The sequence below is a fragment of the Candidatus Mycobacterium wuenschmannii genome, assembly GCF_030252325.1.
Lineage (GTDB): Bacteria > Actinomycetota > Actinomycetes > Mycobacteriales > Mycobacteriaceae > Mycobacterium > Mycobacterium wuenschmannii.
The window spans coordinates 922,886-939,299 of the sequence record NZ_CP126981.1; the positions used below are offsets into that span (position 1 = coordinate 922,886).

Consider the following 16,414-nt stretch of genomic DNA (forward strand, 5'->3'; position numbering starts at 1 on the left):
CGTGCATCGTCGCCGAGCGGTCACCACCAGCCGGTGGCCGGCCCGAGCTGGTGGCCCAGCTCGTTGGTCATGGTCCGCATGTACGTGGCCGAGAGGTGGTGAGCGTCGTGATATACCAACACGTTTCCCTCGACGGCCGGGCAGATGTCGGCGCGGCAGACAGCGTCGCTCATGTCCAGCGGCTTGAGCATCGGGAACTGTTCGACCCAGTCCAGGGTGGGGTTGCGGTCGGCCAGCACATCGGATCGTTTGATGCCACACGACGTCGAGTCGCCGCCCTTGGCCAGGCAGTCCGACGGGTTGAACGGCTGGCCGTCTTTGACCAGCCACGGGGTGTCGCGCATGGCCAGGATCGGAATGTTGTTGTCGGAGAACGCCTGCCAGATGCCGACATACGTGCCGGGCATCACGTCACCGGGCCTGATGTTCCACGGTCGCGTCGAGGTGGTGAACACGAAGTCCGGGTGGTCGGCGACCACCGCGTCCATCGCCTTGGGCACCCATTCGGCGCATTCCGGGTACGGATCGTTGTTGCCCATCACGAGCGGCTTCTTCTCCGTCGACAGCGCGCAGCCCATCTTCAGGTAGGTCGTCACCTTGAAGTGATGGCGACGGCCCAGGATGTCCAGCGCAGTCAGCCAGTGCTCGGCGTGTGAGCCGCCGGCCAACGCGATGGTCCGAGTGGCGTCCTTGTCGCCGTAGCTGCACTTGAGTACGTCGGTGTTCTTGAAATCGCTGATGCATCCGTCGCGCGTGGACGGCGGGTAGTCCGTCTGGGCCTCCAGGACGGTCGGCCGCATCCGCAGGGTGGGCACCCGTACGTGCTTGATCAGCGCGCGGGCGCCGGGGTAGTCGGTGGAACTCAGGCCGCTGAGCTCCTTGCCGCTGGCGCGTTCGACGCTGACGTGCTCGCGCCAGGTGAAGGCCGTCGCCGTCAGCGTCACCCCGAGAAGTCCGACCACCGATCCCAGCACGATCGTCGGACGCCGCAGCCGGGTCCGCCAGGGCACGGTGACTGTGGACGTGGACGTCGGGCTGGCCGATTTGCGTTGCCGCAGCGGCTCTTCGATGTAGCGGTTGGTCAGATACGCCAGCAGGCCGGAGATCAGCAGCACCGCGGTGCCCTCGACGACGTTGGCGTGCGCGTGGCCGGTGTAGGCCAGCCAGAAGATCAGCAGCGGCCAGTGCCAGAGATACAGCGAGTAGGCCATCTCGCCGAGTCGCACCAGCGGCGCGGTCGCCAGCAGCCGGTTGGGCAGCGGCAAATCGACCCCGTCGGCCCGGTTGGCACCGGCCAGGATGAACAGCACCGCCGCACCGACCGGGACGAGCGCCCACGGACCCGGGAACTGGCGGACCCCGTCGACCAGCGCGCCACAGGACAGCACCGCCGCCAGGGCGATGGTCGCCGCGGTCGTGCGCAGCCACATCGGCCACCGGATGTAGGGGACCAGCGCACCGATCAGGGCCCCGAGGATCAACTCCCAGGCCCGCGCGAAGCTGTTGTAGTACGCCACCGCCTGGTTGGCCTGGTGGGCGAAGATCGCGTAGACGAATGACGCGACGGCAAGCGTGCTGAGCAACACCACGAACGCCGTCCGCAGCCGGTCGCCGAGGCGACGCCGGAAAAAATACGCGAAGCCGAAAACCAGTGCCAGGAAGGCGATGTAGAACTGGCCCTGCACTGACATCGACCAGATGTGCTGCAGCGGGCTGACCGATTCACCGGCCCGCAGGTAGTCGGCGACCGTGCTGGCCAGCTCCCAGTTCTGGTAATAGCCGAGGCTGGCCAGGCTCTGGTCGGCGAAGGTCTCCCAGCGCGTCTCCGGCTGGATCAGGACGGTCAGCGCCGCGCAGCCGGCCAGCACCACCACCAGGGCCGGCAGCAACCGGCGCACCAGCCGCACGACCTCGGGAACCGGCGCCAGCGAGGACTCCGGATTGAGCGCCGCACGCAGCAGTTTGCCGCCGAAGAAGAAGCCGGACAGGGCGAGGAAGACGTCCACGCCGCCGGAGACCCGGCCGAACCACACATGGAACATCGCGACGAGGGCGATGGCTATGCCGCGCAGCCCGTCGAGATCGAGGCGGTAGAACCCCGCCCGGTTTTCCGTCGCGGGTTGCGCGCTCTGCACAACGCCGGCGTCGGCCGAGCGGGTCGGGGAGATCGTCATGATTGACAGACAATCTACCCAAGCCGCTGGCCGACGCGCGTGCGCGAAACCCGCCCCTGAGCTGTCGGGTCAGGACTCCAGGACGCGGGTCAGGTACGGAACCATGTTGGTGGTGCGCGCCGTCGTGACGGTGACCGCGGGCTCGGTGGCCTCGATCATCTGGTTGCTGCCCAGGTACAGCGCGACGCTCTGAGTTCCACCCGGCCCGTAGCAGAGCAGGTCGCCCGGGCGGGCCTGTGAGGGCGCGACCTTACGACCGACGGCGCACTGTTCGGCCGAGGTGCGCGGCATTTTCACGCCGGCGCCGGCGTAGGCGTACTGGATCAGGCCGGAGGCGTCGAAGCCGACGATGTTGGCCTTCAGTCCGGTGCCGCGAGTGGGGCCGTTGGAGTTGCCGCCGCCGTACAGGAACGGCACGTTGCGCTGCGAGAGCGCGCGCTGGACGACGTAGCCGGTGCTCTGCTGGTAGCCCACCAGGGTCGGGCCGGTCGGGTCCGCGCTCGCGACGTGGGGGTTGACCATCGGCAGCGCCAACAGCAGGGCCAGGCCGGCCGGGATGGAGAAGCTGCGTTTCATGGTGATCACCTCTCTGTGGCCCGACGCGGTGACCGCGCGCCGTTGCCGCCATTCCGCCGATTCACCGTGAGGGTCGCGCGTAGGCCCGCCCCGTTCGGGGGCCACGCCGCCCCCGGTTGGTGAACCGTTGAGTTCACAACAGTCACTACGCACACTGTGGCAACAAATGCCTGGAAGAGCCACATTTTTGGGGGCGGTGGCGGGATTTTTTGTCGTACCGTGACCGAACGGTGATCGCAGACGGGTCAAAAGCCGAAAACCGTGCCCGCAGTTGTGATTTCGCTCTCACTCCGGCTGTTCGTAACCGCTGGGATCCGTATGCCAGTACCTGCCGCTGAATTCCGTGAGCGCCGCGCCTGCTCCGGAGGCGAACAGCACGAGCGCGATCGCCAGCGGCGGCCAGAAAGACAGGTACCAACCCTTCAGCAGCGAGACCAGCGGCCCGAGCAGGGCAGCGGCTACCGCGGCGCCGATCCCGCCCCACACCACGGGATAGATGTAGTAGTCGACGCCGAACGGCGCGGCCGGGCAGTCGCCCACGCAGACATCCCGGAGAAACCCGAAAAGCCTTGCATACCAATTGGTTCCGAACGCAAGCCCGGCGAGCAGTGCGAGCAGCACTACTAGCGACAGGACGTCCCAGGGCACCAGCCGCAGGCGCAGCACACGCGGCGGTGAGTCGTCGTGGTGGTCGGGAGACGGTTTATCGAACTGCTGGGGCGACGCCATGGTGGCTCAATGCTGCCGGATGCCCGGAATTTCTGCGACCGAACTCGCTGGCCTTACCCTCGTTCTCTATGACGTCCGGGGCTGCGGAGCTGACGCCCGAGCAGGTTATTGCGATCGACGCGGCCCACCTCTGGCACCCCTACAGCACGATCGGCGCCGAGGCGATTCCTCCGGTGGTCGCGGTGGCCGCCCGCGGCGTCTGGCTCACGCTGGTGCGCGACGGGCAGCAGATGCAGGCGATCGACGCGATGAGCTCGTGGTGGACGGCCGTCCACGGCCACGGCCATCCAGCGCTCGACGCCGCGATGACGCGACAGCTGGCCACCATGAACCACGTCATGTTCGGCGGCCTCACCCACGAGCCCGCGGCCCGGCTGGCGCAACTGCTCGTCGAGATCACCCCCGCCGGGCTGGAGACCGTGTTCTTCAGCGACTCCGGCTCGGTGTCGGTGGAAGTCGCGGTCAAGATGGCCCTGCAGTACTGGCGCAGCCGTGGCCTGCCCGGCAAACACCGGCTGATGACCTGGCGCGGGGGGTATCACGGCGACACCTTCACGCCCATGAGTGTCTGCGACCCCGACGGCGGCATGCACTCGCTCTGGTCCGACGTGCTGACCCACCAGGTCTTCGCCCCACAGGTACCCAGCGCCTACGACCCGGCCTACGTCGCGGCGTTCGAGTCGCAACTAGCCGAGCACGCCGACGAGTTGGCCGCCGTCGTGGTCGAACCGGTCGTGCAGGGCGCAGGTGGCATGCGGTTTCACGACCCCCGCTACCTGACCGACCTGCGGGACATCTGCCGCCGACACGACGTGCTGCTGATCTTCGACGAGATCGCCACCGGCTTCGGCCGCACCGGCGCATTGTTCGCGGCCGACCATGCCGGCGTCAGCCCCGACATCATGTGTGTGGGCAAGGCGCTGACCGGCGGTTACCTCAGCCTTGCCGCGACCCTGTGCACCACCGACGTCGCGCACACCATCAGCGGCGGCGAGGCCGGGGCATTGATGCACGGGCCGACGTTCATGGCCAACCCGCTGGCCTGCGCGGTGTCCGCCGCCGCGGTCGAGTTGCTGCTCGGGCAGGACTGGCGCTCCACCGTCGCGGAGATCCGCGCCGGGCTGGTGGCCGGGCTTGAGCCGGCCCGGGACCTACCGGGCGTGACCGACGTCCGGGTATGCGGGGCCATCGGTGTCATCGAATGCGACCGTCCCGTCGACCTGGGCGTGGCGACCCCGGCGGCGCTGGATCGCGGCGTCTGGCTGCGGCCGTTCCGCAACCTGGTCTACGCGATGCCGCCGTTCATCTGCACACCGGAACAGATCACGCAGGTCACGTCGGCGATGGTGGAGGTCGCCCGGCTGACCGGTACTCGTAGGCTCTAGAACGATGACGCAGATCGAAACGTCCCCACTGGCCTGGCTCGAGGCACACGCCGAGCAACGCCGCCAGGCCGGACTGCGCCGCGCGCTGCGGTTGCGTCCCGCGGTCGCGGCCGAACTCGACCTGGCGTCCAACGACTACCTCGGCTTGTCGCAGCACCCCGCCGTCATCGAAGGCGGCGTGGACGCGCTGCGCACCTGGGGCGCCGGCGCGACCGGCTCGCGACTGGTCACCGGCAACACCTCGCTGCACGAGGAGCTGGAGTCCAGCCTCGCCGAATTCGTCGGTGCCGCAGCAGGACTGGTGTTCTCGTCCGGCTACACCGCCAACCAGGGCGCGGTCGTCGGGCTCTCCGGACCGGGCTCCCTGCTGGTCTCGGACACCCTGTCGCACGCCTCCCTGGTGGACGCCTGCAGACTGTCCCGCGCCCGGGTGGTGGTGACGCCGCACCGCGACGTCGATGCGGTCGACGCGGCACTGGCCGCACGGGACGAAGAGCGGGCCATCGTCATCACAGAGTCGGTGTTCTCCACCGACGGCGCGCTTGCCCCGCTGCGGGAACTGCACGAGGTCTGCCGCCGCCATCGGGCGCTGCTGATCGTCGACGAGGCCCACGGGCTCGGGGTGCGTGGCACCGGCGGGCGGGGCCTGCTGCATGAGCTGGGGCTGGCCGGCGCACCCGACGTGGTGATGACGACGACGCTGTCCAAGGCGTTCGGCAGTCAGGGTGGCGCGGTGCTGGGTTCGATCGCGGTGCGCGATCACCTGATCGATGCGGCGCGGCCGTTCATCTTCGACACCGGCCTCGCGCCGGCCGCGGTCGGCGCGGCGCTGGCCGCGCTGCGGGTCCTGCAGGCCGAGCCGTGGCGGCCCGAGGCGGTGCTGCGGCACGCCGCCACCCTGGCCGAGATCTGCGAGGTGGCCCAGGTGCCGCAGTCCGCCGTCGTCTCGGTGATCCTCGGCGAGCCAGAGGTCGCGCTGGCCGCCGCGACGGCATGCCTGGATGCCGGCGTGCGGGTGGGCTGCTTCCGGCCGCCCACCGTGCCGGCGGGCACGTCGCGGCTGCGGCTGACCGCGCGTGCGTCGCTCGACCACGACGACCTCGAACTGGCCCGCACGGTGTTGACCGACGTGCTGGCCGCCGCACGGCGTTGACGGTTCTGGTCGTCACCGGCACCGGGACCGGCGTCGGCAAGACGATCGCCACCGCGGCGCTGGCCGCCGCCGCCCGGCAGGCAGGCATCGCCGTCGCGGTCTGCAAGCCGGTGCAGACCGGGACCGCGACCGGTGATGACGACCTCCGCGAGGTGACCCGGCTGACCGGCATCAGCAAGGTAGTCGGGCTGGCGCGATACCCGGAGCCGATGGCCCCGCTGGCCGCCGCGGAGCAGGCCGGACGTTCGCTGCCCAGCAAGCAGACGATGCTGAAACTCATTCGCGCCGTGGATCATCCGGGACAATTGACCATTGTCGAAGGCGCCGGCGGCCTGCTTGTCGAGCTCGCCGCCGGCGGTGTCACGCTGCGCGACCTCGCCGCCGATCTGGCCGCCGCGGTGCTGGTGGTCACGACGGCCGAGCTGGGCACCCTGAATCACACCGCGCTGACGCTGGAATCGCTTGCTGCTCACAACCTTCCGTGTGCCGGCCTGGTAATCGGTAATTGGCCGCTGCCTCCGGGTGTGGTCGAGGCGTCGAATCGCTCAGCGCTGGTCCGGCTCGGCACCATGCGCGCCGAATTACCAGCGGGTGCCGGGCAATTGACCATGGCCGAATTCACCGCGATGAGCGTGCACGCGTTCGACCGCGACTGGGTGACCAGCCTGCTGCGCTGATGGTGCATTCGGTAGAGCTCCTCTTCGATCCCGATACCGAGGCGACGCTGCGTCGGATCTGGGACGATCTGGCTGACGCGGATCTGCCGAGCCGGCTCCCGGCGGGCCGCCCGCACGTGACGGTTGCGGTGGCCGAGCGGATCGCGCCCGAAGTCGACGACCCGCTTCGCACTGTGGCGCAACAGCTTCCGCTGGAGTGCGACATCGGCGCACCGGTGCTGTTCGGCCAGTCGAATGCGGTGCTGGCCCGGCTCATCGTGCCCACGGACGGGCTGTTGGCATTGCACGCCGAGGTGCACCGCGTCTGCAAGCCCCACCTGTTGCCCGGTCCGCTGCCGCACAGCCTGCCCAGCCAGTGGACCGCGCATGTCACGTTGGCCCGCCGGATCGAGAACGCATCCGTGGGGCCGATGCTGAGGGTCGTGGGCCAACCCGCCGAGATCCGCGGTCACCTTGCCGCGCTGCGGCGTTGGGACGGCACCGAGCGCGTCGAGTACCCGATCGGCTAGCGACGATCAGTCGGGGACGTAGTCGAATTCGTCGGGATTGGGGCCGATGCGCCCGGACTCGCCCCGGTCGAGGCCCGTGATCGCGGTCATCTGGTCACCATCGAGTTCGAAGTCGAAAATGTCGAAATTGGCCTGAATTCGCTCGCGGTGCACCGACTTCGGAAACACGATGTCGCCGCGCTGGATGTGCCACCGCAGTACTACCTGCGCGGCAGTCTTCGAGTGAGCGTCGACAATGCCGGTGATGACCTGATCGTCGAGGACTTTTCCCTGGGCGATCGGCGACCACGCCTCGGTGGCAATGCGGTTGTCGAGGTCGTAGGCCCGGACCTGCTCGTTGCCGAAGTAAGGGTGAATCTCGACCTGGTTGACCGCCGGCACCGTTTCCGACGATGCCGCGAGCCGCTGCAGGTGCGCGACCTGAAAGTTGGACACCCCGACGCTGCGCGCCCGACGCGCCGTGGCGAATTCTTCCAGCGCAATCCACGTCGAGACGAAATCGCCGTCGTAGAGCGTCGGCAACGGCCAGTGGATGAGGAACAGGTCGACGTAGTCGAAGCCGAGCTTGGCGAGCGTCTCGTCGAATGCGCGCTGCGCGTCAGCCGGCCGGTGAAATCCGTTGTTGAGCTTGCTGGTGACGAAAATGTCCTCGCGATCGACGCCGGCCTCCCGGATGCCCTGACCGACTTGCTGCTCGTTGCCGTACATCTGCGCGGTGTCGATGTGCCGGTAGCCGATTTCGATGGCTGTACGGACCGCCTCTGCGGTCTCGTCGGGTTCGATTTGGTAGACGCCGAAACCGAGCTGCGGTATCGCGTTACCGTCGTTCAAGGTGATTGACGGCACTGAACTCATGTGGTGACCTCCTGGGCTTCCGCGAAGGCTGCCCGTCATCGCGGTGACGCAAACCCGGCGGCCGCGACAGTTACACCGGACTGGCTACCCCGCGGCGGGCTCGAATCGGACGAACACACCCTTTGATGTCGGGGTGTTGCTGACCTCCGCGACGCTGTCCAGCGGTACCAGGACATTCGTCTCGGGGTAGTAGGACGCGGCCGAGCCGCGGGCGGCGGGATACGCGACGACGCGAAAACCCTTGGCGCGCCGTTCGATACCGTCATCCCAGGTGCTGACGAGGTCGACGAGCTGGCGGTCGGCCAAGCCGAGCTGGTCGATGTCGGCCGGATTGATCAGCACCACCCGGCGCCCGTTGTGGATGCCGCGGTAGCGGTCGTCGAGCGCGTAGGGCACGGTGTTCCACTGGTCGTGTGAGCGCATCGTCTGCAGGATGAGGTGGCCGTCCGGCGGGTGGACCCGATCGAACGTGTTGCGGGTGAAAATGGCCTTGCCCGACGGGGTCGGGAAACGATGCTCGTTGACCGGGTTGGGCAGCCGAAACCCACCGGGTCTGCGCACCCGCGCGTTGAAGTCGTCGAAGTCGGGAACGACCCGCGAGATGCGCTGCCGAATCTCGTCGTAGTCGGCTTCGAAGTCGTCCCAATGGATTCCGGGGGTGTCACCGAGGGTGCGCCGGGCCAATCGGCAGATGATCGCGACCTCGCTCAGCAGCTGATCCGACGGCGGGCTGAGCCGGCCGTGCGATTGGTGCACGATGCTCATCGAGTCTTCGACCGTGACGAATTGCTCGCCGGTGGCCTGCACGTCGCGGTCCGTGCGGCCCAGCGTCGGCAGGATCAACGCGGTCTCGCCACACACCGCGTGCGAGCGATTCAACTTGGTGGAGACGTGCGCGGTCAGCCGGCAGGCCCGCATCGCCTGTTCGGTCAAGTCGCTGTCCGGGGTGGCGCGGGCGAAGTTGCCGGCGAAACCGACGAAGATCTTGGCCTGCCCGTCGCGCATCGCCCGGATGGCGTTCACCGCATCCAGTCCGTGCTTGGTCGGGGGAGTGAATCCGAATTCGCGCTCCAGCGCGTCGAGGAACGTCTGCGGCATCTGCTCCCAGATGCCCATCGTGCGATCGCCCTGCACGTTGCTGTGCCCGCGCACCGGGCAGACGCCGGCACCCGGGCGACCCAGATTGCCGCGCAGCATAAGGAAATTCACGATCTCGCGGATCGTCGCGACGCCGTACTTCTGCTGGGTGATGCCCATCGCCCAGCACACGATCACCTTCTTGCTGGCCAGCACCCGCTCGACGACCTGCTCGATCTCCGCGCGCCGAAGTCCGGTCGTCGCCTCGATCTCGGGCCACGAAATCCGGGCGACGTGCTCGGTGAATTCGGCGAACCCGGTGGTGTGCGACTCGATGAAATCGTGGTCGAGCACGGTCCCGGGCGCAGCCGCCTCGGCCTGGAGTAGCAGCGCGTTGACGGCCTGGAACAGTGCGAGGTCGCCGTTGGGCCTGATGTGCAGGAACTGATCGGCGATAGTGGTTCCGCGGCCGATGATTCCGCGGACCTTCTGGGGATTCTTGAACCGGATCAGCCCGGCTTCCGGCAGCGGGTTTACCGCGATGATCTGTCCGCCGTTGCGTTTGGTCTCCTCGAGCGCCGAGAGCATTCGCGGCATATTGGTGCCGGGGTTGATACCGACGACGAGTACCAGGTCCGCTTCGTGGATGTCGTCGAGGCTGACGCTGCCCTTGCCGATTCCGAGCGTCTCCTGCAGCGCCGAGCCGCTGGACTCGTGGCACATGTTGCTGCAGTCGGGGAGGTTGTTCGTACCCAACGCCCGGGCGAACAACTGCAGCAGGAATGCGGCCTCGTTGCTGACCCGGCCCGAGGTGTAGAACAACGCTTCGTCGGGTGAGTCGAGCGCGCGCAGTTCGGCGGCGAGCAGGTCGAGCGCGTCGTCCCAGCCGATCGGTTCGTAGTGATCGGATCCGGACCGCTTCACCATCGGCTCGGTCAGCCGGCCTTGCTGGTTGAGCCACATGTCGGATTCGGCCAGCAGCCGCGGAATCGAGTGTTCGGCGAAGAATTCCCGCGTGATTCGGCGGGTCGTGGCCTCGTCGTTGATGTGCTTGGCGCCGTTTTCGCAGTACTCGTTGATGTGCCGGTGCTTCGGGTCTGGCTCCGGCCAGGCGCACCCCGGACAATCGGTGCCGTTCGCCTGGTTGATGCTCAGCAGGTTGATCGCGGCGCGCCGTGGCGAGGTCTCCTCCAGCGAGAACTGCACGGCGTGCAGGACGCCGGGAACGCCGGTGGCCCACTGTTTGGGCGGCGTGACTCTGAGCTTCTCGTCGCGCGAATGATCTGTCGGCATCGGATCCGTCTGCTCGGGTAGACGCTCAGCATAAACCCGAGCCAGGGTTGGCTAGGCTCGCATCATGGGTCGGGTAACCGCACGTCGGCCGGTTCGGCACGTGAGCGCCGACGCGACCGTGCACCGACCTGAGACCCTTGCCGTCGAGGAACCGCTCGAGATCCGCGTGAACGGCACGCCCATCACGGTCACCATGCGCACGCCCGGGTCGGATTTCGAACTCGCGCAAGGCTTTCTGCTCACCGAGGGGATCATCGCCCGTCGGGCCGACGTGGCCGCCATCCGATACTGCAGCGGCGCCGGACCGGACGGTCTCAACACCTACAATGTCCTTGACATCACGCTGGAAGCCGGCGTGCCCACGCCCAGCACGGACGTGACCCGCAACTTCTACACCACATCGTCGTGCGGAGTGTGCGGCAAAGCCTCCCTCGACGCCGTGCGGCTCAGCAGCCGATACCCGGTGGGGGATCACGTCCTGCGCGTCAGCGCCGCCACCCTGTCCGCTCTGCCCGAGCGGCTCCGCGCGGCGCAGAAGGTATTCGCCACTACCGGTGGCCTGCACGGTGCGGCGTTGTTCGGCGCCGACGGCACGCTGTTGGTCGCGCGCGAAGACATCGGCCGGCACAACGCTGTCGACAAGGCGATCGGCTGGGCCTTGGAGAACGACCGGATTCCGCTGGAGACCGCGGTGCTGCTGGTGAGTGGCCGGGCATCGTTCGAGTTGACACAGAAGGCGGTCATGGCGGGTGTCCCGATGCTGGCCGCCGTGTCGGCTCCATCGTCGCTGGCGGTCGACCTGGCCAGCGAATCGGGGCTGACACTGGTCGCGTTCCTGCGGGGCGATTCGATGAACATCTACGCACGGCCGGACCGGGTCGACGGCGTCTGACCGACGGCTACGCGCTGAACAGCAGGTACAGCCCGGTGAACGTATAGCCGACCATCACCAGCATCATCGTGAGCTGGCCGGTGAGCTGATGACGCTTGGGTAGCAGCCGCAACGCCTTATCGTGCGCCGAGATCACCGCGACGATATGCCCGGTCACCACCGACGTCACCTTGATCACGGCCAGCACGGTCGGGTGCAACGAAAGGACGTAGGCCACGTGTAAATGCCCGAGGCCCAACAGATTCCAGTCGTGGCCAAGCGGGTCCGCCAGCGCGAAAACCGCCTGCTGACCACGCTCGATGAGGTAAGACAGGTAGTGCGCGAAGATGTAGCCCACCACGATCGGGATCAGCGAATGGGCTAATTCACCGGGAAGCGCGCGACGCTTTTCCCGGTCGAGGCCGCCGGTCGCGCGCGCGGCCAGTGAGAACGTCGTCCCCACGACCGCCACGAATACCAGCAGGCCGATGGTGCGTAACCCGCACGACGAGACCGCCACGGGCACAAAATGAATGGAGCGTGATAGACCATCTGCGAAGTTGCGCCACGTCGCCGAGGAGGAGAAGCTGTCGAATGCGGTCGAGCCGAGCAGTACCGCCAGCACGGCCACGACGCCCGGCCGAATCGGCAATGACAACAGATTGTCGAACGGGTTTCCGATCCCGATCCGTCGGGTTTTCGTGTCGCGGCGGAACGGTGAGAGCCGTGACACCGCCATGCTGTAGACGCCGAACGGGTCCGCGCGGGCGAACCAACGTTGTCCGCACAGCCACGCCCCGACCAACAGCACTAGCGCGTAGCTCAGCAGCCAGGTCTTGACCCACGGCAGCGCAGCGGGATTGGGGCTGGCGAGTTCCATCCACACGAACGCGAACAGGCCCACGGCGGCGGGTCGATATCCCCACGACTCCGGATAGGACCACCGCGGGCTCGGCGTAATGCGTTGCAACAGTAAGTACACCGTGCGCACCGGCGAGATGACTCGCCATACCGGCCCGACGAGCAGCGAAACCGCCACCAGCCCAACCCATAACAGTACGTAGAAGACGCCGAGCAGCGCGTTGGCGTTCGTCTGTGGGCCGAACAGGCCGGCGAGTAACACCCATCCGGTGAACGCGAGGGTCGCCACTGCCGCCACCGCGCGGGTGATGGGCGAGTCCACGAACGTCGTCACCGCCGCCGGCAGTGGGCGAGTCGGATTGTCCGCGTCGAAGCGGGGCCGCTTCCATGCGAACGCCACCAGCGCGAAAGTGAAGGTGAGCGCCCACGCGGCCCCGACCACCGAAAAGGCATACGGCACCGGCAAATCGCTCGACCCGCCGAGGCCGTGCGCGACGAGGCGTTCAGTCACGGATTCACGTGAATGGTGGCGACCGTCCGATCGAGGTGATGCAGTTCGACGTCGACACTGCCAGGAACGTCGACGCTGAATTCGAACTTTTGGTTGGGTGCCGCGGCGACCGGAAACTTGTGGTCGGGCACCGAGTGCACGTGCAGCTCGTCAGCCACGTCGCTGGTGACGTGCAGCGTGATCGGCTGCTTGGCTGTCGCCTGAAAAGTCGCGTTCGACGGTGTCACCTGGCCATGGGCAATGGTGATATCCACCGAAAGCCCGGTTGCACCAGTCGTTTTCGACGCGCTGTCGCATGCGGCCGGGGTCACCAACAGCACGGAGAACGCCGTGACGACGAGAGCCTGCCGAAGCTTCGTCAATCCGCTCATGCTGCCCGCGGTGGCGAGTGCTCGACTGCTTCTTCTCCCGGTTCGTTCGGCGCATTCTCCGAATTATTGATCCGGCCCGCGCCCCACGTCAGCGCGGTGATGACTGTGATCGTGAAGAAGAGAACGACGACCCCGCCCGCAGTGAACAACCAACCGGGTACGCCCGGGTCGCGTTCGCGCTGCAAGATGGACACCTCGAAGGCAAACGGACGCGTGCCGTTGCTCAGTACCGGGATCTCCGGTACGGGGATCGCCTCGTCGGCCGGTGCCCAGATGGGTACCGCGGCGAGGTCTCGCCCGTCGTGCACGCGTAGCAGCGTCTTCCAGTCGCCCCACACCGGAACCGGCTCGGTCGAGACGTAATGTCCCGGACCGACTTTGCGCAGACGGTTGATGAAGAGTCCACGATGGTTCTCCATCTTGCCCTGCCAGGCGAGGATCGTCACCCAGTCCGGGTGGTCACCGGCCATGTTGGGCGGGTTGAGTTGAACGTCCGCTGTCGCCATTCGCTGCCCGGGGGGACTGGGTACGTCGGTGAGTTTGACGGTCGCCGAGTCCTGCTTCGGAACCAGGATGTGCAGACCGTTGGCGACGGTGCCACCGATGATGAGGACGGTCAGCGCGACAGCGGTGATGCCGAACGCGCGGCCCGGCAGTCGCTGGCTGGTCAACACCATGCCGAAGAGAGCCGCGCACACGCCGGCGAAGATCGCCACCGGGACGGCAGTCGGCAGCGCCTCCCGCCAAAGGTCGACCGGCCACGGGTAGTGGTACACCTTTCCGATCCACAGCGATTCGAGCCACAGACCGGCGGTGCCGATGCCGAGACCGGAGACGGCGCCGAAGACGATCGGGCGTTTGAAAAGCGGTGTCAGAGCAACCAACTCGACCACCAGGGCCGGCCCGAGGTAGAGCGGGAACCAGTTGATCGGAGCGCCGAGAATCGGGCCGACGAGGAAAGCGACTCCACCACGCAACGCGATGGCGAACAGCGCCGCAATGATCGCCGCGCCTTTACCGAGCGTGATGCGGGCAACGATGCACCCGATGGCCGCGGCGGCGGCGATCAGCATCGGTTGGAAAACCAGTCGGAACTGTGGCACACCGAAGTCGAATTCGATTTGGTAGACCGACATACCGATCAAAAGGCCGCCGCTCGAGAGGTAGCGGAGGAATTTGATGAACGGACCGTCGTGGCGTTCGAGCGCTTCGTCGGCCGGCGTCTCCTCGACTTTGCGAGCGCCCTCGTACTCGAGCATCAGCACGGCGAACAACGAGAAGTTGGCGCCACCAATCATCATCAGATGCGTTGGGCCCCAGAGGGTCACGTCCTGGCCGAAGATGCGGTGCCAGATGTCATCGAGCGGAAAGCCGATCATCGCGTACATGCCGCACGCCGCCATCAGCAAGCCACCCACAGGGGCGTACCAGTTGCGCGTGATGCGCACCGAGGCCGGACCGGGCTTGTCATATGGCAGCACGACCGAGATCGCTCCGGCGAGAAAAATTCCGAACAGGCCGATGATGATGAAGTAGTGAGCCGGGTTGGCCAGCGGCCCGGGATCGCGGCCATTCCCGATGTGCCAACTGACATCCCAGATAAAACCGAACAGCGCGCAGATGATCGACGTGGTGAACACCAAGATGGTCAGCGCGACCCACGACGGCCGATTGAATTTGTTGCCAAGGCGTTCGGCGACGGTGTTCAGCCATGTGATGCGGCGAGTGCGGTGACCCCACCCGACATAGAGCATGCCGGCACCGATGAACATGGCCGCGATCGTCAGTCCGATGACCTGGTCGAGGCCGGCGCCGCGCGCTGGCGGCTCAGCCGCAAGAAGTGTCAGATCCACCGTGATACCTCCCACACTGCGCCGGCCCGCCCGGAGTCTTCCGGGCGCTTAACTTACCCAAGGGTAGGTAGCCTGCGGGTCCTACGCTCAAACTTCGGCGATTTGCTGCCCGCGTGTCTCAGTCGCGGCTGCCGTCGGAGGTCGAGGCCGGTTCGTCATCGGGTGTACGCCGGTCTTTGATCGCGATGTAGAGGACGACGCCGACGACCACGACCGCCGGCAGGAAAGCCGGACCGGCGAGCAGCAGCCAGTGGTGGGCCACGTATTCGACGTGTGGACTAGTCAATTTCGATCACTCCCGTACATCCGTTGCCTACCGCGGAGGGGTACCCAACGGCGCCCGAGGCGACCACATGACGTTTGTGCAGGTGCACACCGCTAGCCTAGCCTGGGCACCGTTCAACGCTTGTTGTGGAGAAGCCGGGAACAATGTGCTTCCCGCGCGCGAGAACAGGCCAACACCAAGACATAAGGAGTAGCTGGTGACTCAGGCGGCGACTCGGCCGACATCCGACACCGACAACACCGACATTCTCACGGTGGCCCGTCGGCAGGTGCTCGAACGCGGCGAGGGGCTGAGTCGGCAGCAGGTGCTCGACGTGTTGCAGCTGCCCGACGACCGGCTCGAAGAGCTCCTCGCACTGGCACACGAGGTGCGCATGGCGCACTGCGGTCCCGAGGTCGAGGTCGAGGGCATCATCAGCCTGAAAACCGGTGGCTGCCCGGAGGACTGTCACTTCTGCTCTCAGTCGGGCCTGTTCGCCTCGCCGGTGCGCAGTGCGTGGCTGGACATCCCCAGCTTGGTCGAGGCGGCCAAGCAGACCGCCAAGTCCGGCGCCACCGAGTTCTGCATCGTCGCCGCGGTACGTGGCCCCGACGAGCGGCTGCTGGCACAGGTCGCCGCCGGCATCGAGGCGATCCGCGACGCGGTGGACATTCAAATCGCCTGCTCTCTCGGCATGCTGACGCAGGAGCAGGTGGACCGTCTCAAGGAGATGGGCGTCCACCGCTACAACCACAACCTGGAGACCGCGCAGTCCTACTTCCCGAACGTCGTCACCACGCACAGCTGGGAAGAGCGCTGGGGCACGCTGGAGATGGTGCGCAAGGCCGGCATGGAGGTGTGCTGCGGCGGCATCCTCGGCATGGGCGAGACGGTCGAGCAGCGTGCGGAGTTTGCCGCGAATCTGGCCGAGCTGGACCCCGACGAGGTGCCGCTGAACTTCCTGAACCCGCGACCGGGCACCCCATTCGGCGACCTCGAGGTGCTGCCCGCCAGCGAGGCGCTCAAGGCCGTCGCGGCGTTCCGCCTGGCGCTGCCCCGGACGATGCTGCGCTTCGCCGGTGGCCGCGAGATCACCCTGGGCGACCTCGGCGCCAAGCAGGGCATCCTGGGCGGCATCAACGCCGTGATCGTCGGCAACTACCTGACCACGCTGGGGCGTCCCGCCGAGGCCGACCTGGAATTGCTGGATGATCTGCAGATGCCGATCAAGGCGCTCAACGCCAGCCTGTAGCG

General features: G+C 67.0%; 14 protein-coding genes and 1 pseudogene. 6 read left to right on the plus strand and 9 right to left on the minus strand.

The window, feature by feature from the left end:
- Nucleotides 1-20: 20 nt before the first annotated feature.
- The 3 genes and pseudogenes from PT015_RS04535 to PT015_RS04545 form a co-directional block, all read right to left on the minus strand.
- Nucleotides 21-2,177 (minus strand): acyltransferase family protein, encoded by a 2,157-nt coding sequence (locus PT015_RS04535; protein ID WP_390887993.1) that lies wholly within the window; start codon nucleotides 2,175-2,177, stop codon nucleotides 21-23.
- A 75-nt stretch (nucleotides 2,178-2,252) separates the two neighbouring features.
- A pseudogene (gene ripD, locus PT015_RS04540) lies at nucleotides 2,253-2,750 on the minus strand (NlpC/P60 family peptidoglycan-binding protein RipD); the annotation flags it as partial.
- 285 nt (nucleotides 2,751-3,035) lie between these two features.
- Nucleotides 3,036-3,479: a hypothetical protein gene (locus tag PT015_RS04545; protein WP_285189110.1), complete on the minus strand. Its 444-nt coding sequence runs from the start codon at nucleotides 3,477-3,479 to the stop codon at nucleotides 3,036-3,038.
- A 68-nt stretch (nucleotides 3,480-3,547) separates the two neighbouring features.
- Here PT015_RS04545 and PT015_RS04550 point away from each other — a divergent pair, with 68 nt between their 5' ends.
- The 4 genes from PT015_RS04550 to PT015_RS04565 are packed head-to-tail and all read left to right on the plus strand — an operon-like array spanning nucleotide 3,548 to nucleotide 7,203.
- The gene (locus PT015_RS04550) at nucleotides 3,548-4,864 is read left to right on the plus strand and encodes an adenosylmethionine--8-amino-7-oxononanoate transaminase (protein WP_285189111.1); all 1,317 of its coding nucleotides are present in this window, start codon (nucleotides 3,548-3,550) and stop codon (nucleotides 4,862-4,864) included.
- A 4-nt stretch (nucleotides 4,865-4,868) separates the two neighbouring features.
- Nucleotides 4,869-6,017 carry an 8-amino-7-oxononanoate synthase gene (locus tag PT015_RS04555; RefSeq protein WP_285189112.1) on the plus strand — a complete coding sequence of 383 codons (1,149 nt, stop codon included), beginning with the start codon at nucleotides 4,869-4,871 and terminating at the stop codon, nucleotides 6,015-6,017.
- Nucleotides 6,014-6,694 carry a dethiobiotin synthase gene (gene bioD / locus PT015_RS04560; protein WP_285189113.1) on the plus strand — a complete coding sequence of 227 codons (681 nt, stop codon included), beginning with the start codon at nucleotides 6,014-6,016 and terminating at the stop codon, nucleotides 6,692-6,694. Before PT015_RS04555 ends, bioD begins: the two co-directional genes overlap by 4 nt.
- The gene (locus PT015_RS04565; RefSeq protein WP_285189114.1) at nucleotides 6,694-7,203 is read left to right on the plus strand and encodes a 2'-5' RNA ligase family protein; all 510 of its coding nucleotides are present in this window, start codon (nucleotides 6,694-6,696) and stop codon (nucleotides 7,201-7,203) included. The genes bioD and PT015_RS04565 overlap by 1 nt, the downstream gene beginning before the upstream one ends.
- A 6-nt stretch (nucleotides 7,204-7,209) precedes the next feature.
- Here PT015_RS04565 and PT015_RS04570 read toward each other — a convergent pair whose 3' ends face one another.
- Nucleotides 7,210-8,058 carry an aldo/keto reductase gene (locus PT015_RS04570; RefSeq protein WP_285189115.1) on the minus strand — a complete coding sequence of 283 codons (849 nt, stop codon included), beginning with the start codon at nucleotides 8,056-8,058 and terminating at the stop codon, nucleotides 7,210-7,212.
- 84 nt (nucleotides 8,059-8,142) lie between these two features.
- Nucleotides 8,143-10,428, minus strand: a complete 2,286-nt coding sequence (locus PT015_RS04575) for an FdhF/YdeP family oxidoreductase (RefSeq protein ID WP_285189116.1) — start codon at nucleotides 10,426-10,428, stop codon at nucleotides 8,143-8,145.
- A 64-nt stretch (nucleotides 10,429-10,492) separates the two neighbouring features.
- Between PT015_RS04575 and fdhD the strand changes: the two genes are divergently transcribed.
- Nucleotides 10,493-11,320 (plus strand): formate dehydrogenase accessory sulfurtransferase FdhD, encoded by an 828-nt coding sequence (gene fdhD / locus PT015_RS04580; protein WP_285189117.1) that lies wholly within the window; start codon nucleotides 10,493-10,495, stop codon nucleotides 11,318-11,320.
- A gap of 7 nt (nucleotides 11,321-11,327) precedes the next feature.
- Here fdhD and PT015_RS04585 read toward each other — a convergent pair whose 3' ends face one another.
- From PT015_RS04585 to PT015_RS04600, 4 genes are all read right to left on the minus strand, one after another.
- Nucleotides 11,328-12,671, minus strand: a complete 1,344-nt coding sequence (locus PT015_RS04585; protein ID WP_285189118.1) for a hypothetical protein — start codon at nucleotides 12,669-12,671, stop codon at nucleotides 11,328-11,330.
- Nucleotides 12,668-13,042 carry a hypothetical protein gene (locus tag PT015_RS04590; protein WP_285189119.1) on the minus strand — a complete coding sequence of 125 codons (375 nt, stop codon included), beginning with the start codon at nucleotides 13,040-13,042 and terminating at the stop codon, nucleotides 12,668-12,670. The genes PT015_RS04585 and PT015_RS04590 overlap by 4 nt, the downstream gene beginning before the upstream one ends.
- Entirely contained in the window at nucleotides 13,039-14,901 is a 1,863-nt protein-coding gene (locus PT015_RS04595) for a hypothetical protein (protein ID WP_390887994.1), read from the minus strand. The genes PT015_RS04590 and PT015_RS04595 overlap by 4 nt, the downstream gene beginning before the upstream one ends.
- Nucleotides 14,902-15,013: 112 nt before the next feature.
- The gene (locus tag PT015_RS04600) at nucleotides 15,014-15,181 is read right to left on the minus strand and encodes a hypothetical protein (RefSeq protein WP_285189120.1); all 168 of its coding nucleotides are present in this window, start codon (nucleotides 15,179-15,181) and stop codon (nucleotides 15,014-15,016) included.
- Nucleotides 15,182-15,377: 196 nt separating this feature from the next.
- Here PT015_RS04600 and bioB point away from each other — a divergent pair, with 196 nt between their 5' ends.
- Complete coding sequence (bioB, locus tag PT015_RS04605; RefSeq protein ID WP_285189121.1) at nucleotides 15,378-16,412, plus strand: biotin synthase BioB; 1,035 nt, start codon at nucleotides 15,378-15,380, stop codon at nucleotides 16,410-16,412.
- Nucleotides 16,413-16,414 lie beyond the last annotated feature (2 nt).